General features: G+C 70.1%; 9 protein-coding genes and 1 pseudogene. 9 read left to right on the top strand and 1 reads right to left on the bottom strand.

The genetic code is table 11. The features are described 5' to 3' along the window. The first annotated feature begins 25 nt into the window (after nucleotides 1-25). The 8 genes from pcaH to H5J31_RS23845 all read left to right on the top strand — a co-directional run bounded on the left by pcaH (nucleotide 26) and on the right by H5J31_RS23845 (nucleotide 5,477). The gene (gene pcaH, locus H5J31_RS23810; RefSeq protein WP_181774853.1) at nucleotides 26-760 is read left to right on the top strand and encodes a protocatechuate 3,4-dioxygenase subunit beta; all 735 of its coding nucleotides are present in this window, start codon (nucleotides 26-28) and stop codon (nucleotides 758-760) included. After that, nucleotides 760-1,308, top strand: a complete 549-nt coding sequence (gene pcaG / locus H5J31_RS23815; protein WP_181774854.1) for a protocatechuate 3,4-dioxygenase subunit alpha — start codon at nucleotides 760-762, stop codon at nucleotides 1,306-1,308. The genes pcaH and pcaG overlap by 1 nt, the downstream gene beginning before the upstream one ends. After that, a complete protein-coding gene (gene pcaD / locus H5J31_RS23820; RefSeq protein ID WP_181774855.1) occupies nucleotides 1,301-2,080 on the top strand; it encodes a 3-oxoadipate enol-lactonase in 780 nt (259 codons plus the stop codon). Before pcaG ends, pcaD begins: the two co-directional genes overlap by 8 nt. Further along, nucleotides 2,077-2,481 (top strand): 4-carboxymuconolactone decarboxylase, encoded by a 405-nt coding sequence (gene pcaC, locus H5J31_RS23825; protein WP_181774856.1) that lies wholly within the window; start codon nucleotides 2,077-2,079, stop codon nucleotides 2,479-2,481. The genes pcaD and pcaC overlap by 4 nt, the downstream gene beginning before the upstream one ends. 9 nt (nucleotides 2,482-2,490) lie before the next feature. Beyond that, entirely contained in the window at nucleotides 2,491-3,297 is an 807-nt protein-coding gene (locus H5J31_RS23830) for an IclR family transcriptional regulator domain-containing protein (RefSeq protein WP_181774857.1), read from the top strand. Nucleotides 3,298-3,337: 40 nt separating this feature from the next. Further along, nucleotides 3,338-3,907, top strand: coding sequence for a nucleotidyltransferase family protein (locus H5J31_RS23835; RefSeq protein ID WP_181774858.1), 570 nt, complete (start codon nucleotides 3,338-3,340; stop codon nucleotides 3,905-3,907). A gap of 31 nt (nucleotides 3,908-3,938) precedes the next feature. After that, complete coding sequence (locus tag H5J31_RS23840) at nucleotides 3,939-4,811, top strand: AAA family ATPase (RefSeq protein ID WP_181774859.1); 873 nt, start codon at nucleotides 3,939-3,941, stop codon at nucleotides 4,809-4,811. Nucleotides 4,812-4,907: 96 nt separating this feature from the next. Further along, nucleotides 4,908-5,477 (top strand): TetR/AcrR family transcriptional regulator, encoded by a 570-nt coding sequence (locus H5J31_RS23845; protein ID WP_181774860.1) that lies wholly within the window; start codon nucleotides 4,908-4,910, stop codon nucleotides 5,475-5,477. On the opposite strand, the gene H5J31_RS23850 is transcribed toward H5J31_RS23845, so the two are convergent. Next, nucleotides 5,474-6,514 carry a nucleoside hydrolase gene (locus H5J31_RS23850; protein ID WP_181774861.1) on the bottom strand — a complete coding sequence of 347 codons (1,041 nt, stop codon included), beginning with the start codon at nucleotides 6,512-6,514 and terminating at the stop codon, nucleotides 5,474-5,476. The two genes, H5J31_RS23845 and H5J31_RS23850, sit on opposite strands and share 4 nt — an antisense overlap. Before the next feature lie 136 nt (nucleotides 6,515-6,650). Between H5J31_RS23850 and H5J31_RS23855 the strand changes: the two are divergent. After that, nucleotides 6,651-7,185 (top strand): annotated as a pseudogene (locus H5J31_RS23855) (hypothetical protein); the annotation flags it as partial.

Raw genomic sequence — 7,185 nt, forward strand, 5'->3', positions numbered from 1 at the left:
CTGATCCGCGCCTGGAGGAGGCAGCATGTCCGCACCCGCAGAACTGAGGCTCCCGCGCTACCGGCGCGATCCGGAGGGGACGCATCCGCCGCTCGACTACGCCGGTTACCGGTCGACGGCGCTGCGGCACCCCCAGGAGCCGCTGATCGTGCTCCCGCATCTGCTGACCGAGGTCACCGGGCCGGCGCTGGGGCCGGGGCGGATCGGCGAGTTCGACAACGACCTCACCCAGGGGCACGCGGGTGAGCCGCAGGGACAGCGGATCATCGTCACCGGACGGCTGCTCGACGGCGACGGACGGCCGATCCGGGATTCGCTCGTCGAGATCTGGCAGGCGAACGCCGGCGGGCGCTACCGGCACACCGGGGACCGCTGGCCGTCGCCGCTCGACCCCAACTTCGACGGCGCGGGCCGGACGCTGACCGACGGCGACGGCCGCTACACCTTCACCACCATCAAACCGGGCGCGTATCCGTGGAAGAACCACGACAACGCCTGGCGTCCGGCGCATATCCACTTCTCGGTCTTCGGCAGCGCGTTCACCCAGCGGCTGGTCACCCAGATGTACTTCCCGGAAGACCCGCTGTTCTCCCAGGACCCGATCTTCAACTCCATCCCGGACGAGAAGGCGCGGCAGCGGATGATCGCGCGGTTCGACCTCGACCGCACCGAACCCGAGTGGGCGCCGGCATTCCAGTTCGACATCGTCGTGCGCGGTCGAGAGGCCTCGGTCTTCGAGGACGAGGAGGACGAGCACTGATGCCGGAGACGACCCCTTCCCAGACCGTCGGACCGTACCTGTCGATCGGCCTGCCCTGGCCGGACGGGCCGGACGTCGTCCCGGTGGACGAACCGGCCGCGATCCGTATCCACGGCCGCGTCTTCGACGGCGCGGGCGAGCCGATCCCGGACGCGATGATCGAGACCTGGCAGGCCGACGCGGACGGCCGGTTCGACCACCCCGACGATCCGCGCGGAGCGGTCGCGAGCGGGTTCCGGGGCTTCGGGCGCTGCCCGACCGATCCCGGCGGGAACTACGAGATCCGGACCATCAAACCCGGTGTGCTGCCGGGGCCGGCGGGCAGCACCCAGGCCCCGCATATCGACGTCTCGGTGCTCGCGCGCGGCCTCCTGCACCGCGTGGTCACCCGGATCTACTTCGAGGACGACGACACTTCCGGCGACCCGGTGCTGGCGTCGGTCCCGGAATCCCGCCGAGGCACGCTGATCGCGGCCAAGACCGGCGACGGCTACCGATTCGACATCCGGCTGCAGGGCGAGGGAGAGACGGTCTTCTTCGATGTCTGATCCGGTGAAGGTGCACAGCGTCGCGGAAGGGCCCGCGGACGGTCCGGTCGTGGTGTTCAGCGGTTCGCTCGGCAGCGACCACCGCATGTGGGAGCCGCAGGTGAAACCCTTGACGGACAAAGGGTTCCGGGTGATCCGCTACGACACCCGCGGGCACGGCGGGTCCCCGGTGCCGCCCGGCCCGTACACGCTGGACGACCTCGGCGGCGATCTGCTGGCGCTGCTCGACACACACGGCGTCGAAAGCGCGCACGTCGTCGGGCTCTCACTCGGCGGGATGACCGGGATGTGGCTCGGCGTCCACGCCGCCGACCGGATCGAAAGCCTCGTGCTGTGCTGCACTTCGGCGAAGCTCGGCCCGCCGAAGATGTGGGCGGACCGGGCGAAGGCCGTGCGGGAGAACGGAACCGCGTCGGTCGCCGAAGCCGGAGTCGGCCGGTGGGTGACAGCGGAGTACGCCGCCGCGCATCCGGAGCGGACCGAGTACCTGCGCGAGATGATCGCCGCCGTCCCGGCCGAGGGCTACGCGGCCTCGTGTGCGGCCATCGAGCGAATGGACCTCGTCGAGGACCTGCCCAAGATCGCGGCGCGGACGCTGGTCATCGCCGGATCCGAAGATCCGGCCACCCCGGTCGAGCACGCCGAGGTGATCGCGGGTGGCATCCCGGACGCACGGCTCGCGATCGTCGAAGGCGCCGCGCACCTGGGCAGCTTCGAACAGCCGGAGCGGTTTTCCTCGCTGATCCTCGAACATTTGGAGGCGGTCCGATGACCGACGACACCTACGAGACCGGCATGCGCGTGCGCCGCGAGGTCCTCGGGGACGAGCACGTCGATCGCGCGGTCGCCCGCACCACCGAGTTCAGCCGCCCGTTCCAGGACTACATCACCCGGGGCGCGTGGGGTTCGGTCTGGTCGCGGGACGGGCTCGACCGCAGGACCCGCAGCTGCGTCACCCTGGCCGCGCTCACCGCGCTGCAGGCCCACGACGAACTCGCCATGCACGTCCGAGCGGCGGTCCACAATGGACTTACCGCGCAGGAGATCTCCGAGGTCCTGCTGCACACCGCCGTCTACGCGGGTGCCCCGGCCGCGAACGCGGCGTTCGCCGTCGCCCAGCGGGTGCTGGCCGAACTCGGTGAGCCTGCGGCCCAGGAGAAGGGCGGCGGTTAGGGTTCTCGTATGGACGAAGGCGAGGTGACCGAGCGCGGAGCGCACCATGTCCAGTCGCTGGAGCGCGGACTGGCGGTGATCAAGGCGTTCAACGCGGACGCGGCGGAACTCACGCTGAGCGACGTCGCCCGCTCCACCGGGCTGACCAGGGCGGCCGCCCGCCGGTTCCTGCTCACCTTGGTCGACCTGGGATACGTGCGCACGGACGGCAAGTACTTCTCGCTCACCGCGCGCGTCCTCGAACTCGGCTACTCGTACCTATCCAGCATGTCGCTTCCCGAGGTCGCGCAGCCGCATCTGGAGCGACTGTCCGCCGAGGTGCACGAGTCGAGTTCGGTGTCCGTCCTCGAAGGCCCGGACATCGTCTACGTCGCGCGGGTGGCCGTCTCGCGGATCATGACGGTCAGCATCAACGTCGGCACGCGTTTCCCGGCGCACGCGACGTCGATGGGACATGTCCTGCTGGCCAACCTCGAAGACGCCGACCTGCGCGACTACCTCGACGGGGCGAAGCTCGACAAGCTCACCGCGCGCACCATGAGCCGCCCCGAGGAACTGCTCGCCGAACTGACGAAAGTCCACCAGCAGGGCTACGCGATGGTCGACCAGGAACTTGAAGAAGGCCTTCGCTCGATCGCCGCCCCGATCCGGGACCGGCGGGGACGGGTGGTCGCCGCGGTCAACCTGTCCACCCACGCCAGCCGTACGACGCCGGAGTCGGTCGAGAGCGAACTGCTGCCGTCGCTGCTCACGGCGGCGCGAGCCATCGAGGCCGACCTGGCCTCGGCGCCGCCGAGCAAGGCAAGCCACGGATGAGGCCGGTCTTGGACGAGGCCGAGCATGAATAGGGCCGGGCATGGCTGAGATCGCCGGGCTGCTCCTCGCGGCCGGGGCCGGACGCCGGTTCGGCGGACCGAAGGCGCTGGCCGTCCTCGACGGCGAGCCGTTCGTCGTCCGTGCGCTGCGAGTGCTCGCCGACGCCGGGTGCACCCCGGTCCGCGTAGTGCTGGGTGCCTCCGCCGCCGAAGTCCGCGCGCTGCTGCCGGACCCCGAGGTCGCCGTCGTGGCCGGAGACTGGGAGTCCGGCATGGGTGCGTCCCTGCGCGCGGGCCTGAACGCGATGGAAAAGACCGGCGCGGACGCCGCTGTCGTCCACCTCGTGGATCTGCCCGGGGTCGGGGCCGAGGTGGTGCGCCGGGTCGCGGACGACGCCGACGAGAGCACTGTCGCGCGCGCCGCGTACGACGGCGTCCCTGGTCATCCCGTTGTACTCGGCCGCCGCTGGTGGCCGGAGATCGTGGCCGGCGCTTCGGGGGACAAGGGCGCGCGAGACTGGCTCAAGGGCCGTCCGGATCTGCGGCTCGTCGAGTGCGGCGACCTCGGCACCGGGCACGACATCGACCGCCGCGAGGATCTTCCAGGCTGATCTCCGGCTCCCCGAGGCTTACGATCGGGTCGTGACCGTCGAATCGCCCGAGAAACTGGCCGAAGCCCTCGAATCGGTCGGCTATCTCGCCGACGACGGCATCGCCACGGCCGGATTCCTCGCGTTGAAGCTCGGCCGCCCGTTGTTCTGCGAGGGCGAACCGGGCACCGGCAAGACCTCGCTCGCGCTGGGACTGGCGGAAGCGCTGGGCCGGCCGCTCATCCGGCTCCAGTGCCACGAGGGCATCGACGCGGCGCAGGCGCTGTACGAATGGGACTTCCCGCGCCAGCTCCTGCACCTGCGCGCGCTCGAAGCGGCCGGCGACGGCCGACTCGACGTGGAGACCGCCGAGCAGTCCCTCTACACCGAGCGCTTCCTGCTTTCCCGGCCGCTGCTGAAGGCGTTGCAGACCTCGCCGTGTGTCCTGCTGGTCGACGAGATCGACCGCGCGGACGACGAGTTCGAGGCGTTCCTGCTGCAACTGCTCGACGAGAACGCGGTGACCATCCCCGAATTCGGCGAGGTCCGTGCCGAGCATCCGCCGCTCGTGGTGCTCACCTCCAACCGGACGCGGGAGGTGCACGACGCGCTGAAACGCCGCTGTCTCTATCACTGGCTCGAACATCCGGACCTCGGCCGGGAGATCGAGATCCTGCGCCGCAAGATCCCGAATCTCGGCGAAGGGCTCGCGGCGCAGGTCGCGGCGGCGGTGCATCGGTTCCGGGCGATGGAACTGCTGAAGCCGCCCGGCGTGGCGGAATCCCTCGACTGGGCACAGGCACTCCTCGCCCTGGGCATGTCCGAATTGGACGCCGCGGCGGGCGCGCGGACACTCGGCTCGGTGCTCAAGTACAGCGAGGACATCGACCGCGTCCGCGCCAAACTGGACGAACTGCTCTCCTGAACCGCCGGCGCCGCGATACTGCGTGAGGGATGTCGTCATGACATCATGAGCAAGCGGAACGTTGCTCCGCTAGCATCGGCTGTGAGGAGTGGCGTGATGAGTGACGAGGGCAAGTCCCAACGCGCGGACGCCCGGCGCAACGCGGAGACCCTGCTCGACGCGGCGGCCGCGGTGTTCGTGACTTCAGGGGTGGAGGCGCCGGTCCGTGACATCGCGGCGAAGGCCGGCGTCGGCATGGGCACGATCTACCGGCACTTCCCGACCCGCGCCGACCTCATCATCGCCGTGTACCGGCATCAGGTCGAAGCGTGCGCCGAAGCCGGGCCCGCCCTGCTGGAGGACAGCGATAGCCCGTACCTCGCCTTGAGACGCTGGATCGACCTCTTCGCCGACTTCCTGGTCACCAAACACGGTCTCGCCGCCGTGCTGCAGGCGGACAACCCCGGTTTCGAGACGTTGCACGCCTACTTCCTCGACCGTCTCGTGCCGGTTTGCGCGCACTTGCTCGACGCCGCGGCCGAAGCGGGCGAGATCCGCTCCGACCTGCGGGCGATCGAGGTCATGCGCGGCGTCGGGAACCTCTGTATCGGCGCCGGTGGCGATTCCCGGTACGACGCCCGCCGGATGGTCGGGGTGCTCGTCGACGGGCTGCGCCTGACGCCCTAGCCGTTCAGCATCTTCAGGAAGCCGTTCTCGTAGGCCGCGGGATCCGCGTCGTAGCCGACGTTCTGTGGTGTTCCCTCCGGCGACACGTAGGTCCGGCCCGCGGCGGCACCGTCCTGCCGGACGTCGACCTTCGCCGGGCGCAGCTTCACCGGGCTCACCGCGTCGAACACCTCGGACGAGGCCAGGGTGTCCCACCAGTACGCCGAACCATCCTGGACGGCCGGGGTGAGATCCGGCTGGGTGACGATCGCGTGCACCAGTTTCGCTTCCGTGGTCCGGCCTTCCCGGCCCAGACGCTCCACATAGGACGGTGTGATCGGGACGTCGTTCGTGGCGTCGAGTCCGACGATGTCGACGCGTCCGCGCGGGATCCCGGCGAACACCTTGTCCGCCGACGCGGGGTCCAGCCACATGTTGACCTCTTGCGTACCGTCGAACTCCTCCGCGCCCGGGCCGAACAGGTTGCCCGGGACGTCGAAGGCTCCGCCCATCACCGCGAGCCGGGAAATCCGTTGCGCGACACCGGGAACGTCGAGCGCCTTCGCGACGTTGGTGAGCGGTCCGGTCGCGATCACGACGACCGGCTTCGACGATTTGAGCACCGTCGCGGCGAGCAGCGCCGACGCCTTGACGTGCGACGGGCGGCTCGGCACGTTCGCGTCACCGAGCGCGCCGTTGAGGATGCTTTCGGTCCAGGCGCGGCCGTCGGCGGGCATCGGGTTCACGCCGGTGTCGGAGCCGTCGGCGACGGGGATGCCGGACAGACCGCATTTCCCGAGCGCCGTCCGCACGTGGGTCAACGCGCGTCCGGGGATCCCGGCGCCGTTGTTGGTGACGGTGACCGCGCGCAGGTCGATCCGCCGTTGTTTGTGGGCCTGGCACAGGTATGCGAGCGTCGCGATGTCCGCGAAATCCGAATCGCCGTCGTACACGACCGGGACCGGGGAAGGTTTCGGAGCGGCCGAGGCGGCCGGGGCGGCTGCCACGCCGAGGGCGCAGGCGAGCAGGGCGGCGAGCACGGCACGGGACGAGAACATGGCGTCACCGTAGCGAGAAACGCGGACCTCCGGCAGGACCTACTTTCGCCCGCTGACCCGCGTTTCGTCCTCTGAATGCGGTACTTGCGCGTGCAACTACCGCATCCAGAGGACGAAACGCGCGCACAATGGGGGTGTGAGCGATCCAGTGACGGGTTTCGTCGGCTTCGCGGAGGCTTTGCGCGAAGCGGGCTTGCCGTGCGACGCGCACCGCGTGCAGGCGTATCTCGCGGCCGTCGGCGAAGTCGACTTGGCCGACCCCGAGCAGCTGTACTGGGCCGGACGCCTGACGTTGTGCGCCGACCCCGACGACCTCCCGCGCTACGACGCCGCCTTCGACAGCTGGTTCACGCCCGCCGATGCCCGACCGAAGCGGCGAAGCCGGGAAGCCGTCCCGAAGCGAGCCAAGATCGCCGCACTCGCGCAGACGCCCAACGCGGGCGAGTCCGGCGCCGAGCCGGACCACCTCCGGGTCGCCGCGAGCGAGGACGAGGTCCTGCGGCACCGTGACCTCGCGGGCCTGAGCCCCGCCGAACGTGCCCACCTGCGGGAACTGCTGGCGAAACTGCGCCCGGATCCGATCTCAAGCAGAAGACGTCGTGTAGGGAAAGAGTGTATCGAGGTGGCGGGTAAGCAGGGCTTCGGCGGGCCGTCGGCGTCCGGCCCGCCGG

Origin of the sequence: Amycolatopsis pittospori, assembly GCF_013870525.1 — a bacterium.
Classification (GTDB): Bacteria; Actinomycetota; Actinomycetes; order Mycobacteriales; family Pseudonocardiaceae; genus Amycolatopsis; species Amycolatopsis pittospori.

Excerpts from the sequence above, each read along its gene's own strand:
- pcaH (WP_181774853.1), top strand. The coding sequence starts at position 26 with ATGTCCGCACCCGCAGAACTGAGGCTCCCGCGCTACCGGCGCGATCCG.
- pcaG (WP_181774854.1), top strand. The coding sequence starts at position 760 with ATGCCGGAGACGACCCCTTCCCAGACCGTCGGACCGTACCTGTCGATC.
- pcaD (WP_181774855.1), top strand. The coding sequence starts at position 1,301 with ATGTCTGATCCGGTGAAGGTGCACAGCGTCGCGGAAGGGCCCGCGGAC.
- pcaC (WP_181774856.1), top strand. The coding sequence starts at position 2,077 with ATGACCGACGACACCTACGAGACCGGCATGCGCGTGCGCCGCGAGGTC.
- H5J31_RS23830 (WP_181774857.1), top strand. The coding sequence starts at position 2,491 with ATGGACGAAGGCGAGGTGACCGAGCGCGGAGCGCACCATGTCCAGTCG.
- H5J31_RS23835 (WP_181774858.1), top strand. The coding sequence starts at position 3,338 with ATGGCTGAGATCGCCGGGCTGCTCCTCGCGGCCGGGGCCGGACGCCGG.
- H5J31_RS23845 (WP_181774860.1), top strand. The coding sequence starts at position 4,908 with ATGAGTGACGAGGGCAAGTCCCAACGCGCGGACGCCCGGCGCAACGCG.
- H5J31_RS23850 (WP_181774861.1), bottom strand. The coding sequence starts at position 6,514 with ATGTTCTCGTCCCGTGCCGTGCTCGCCGCCCTGCTCGCCTGCGCCCTC.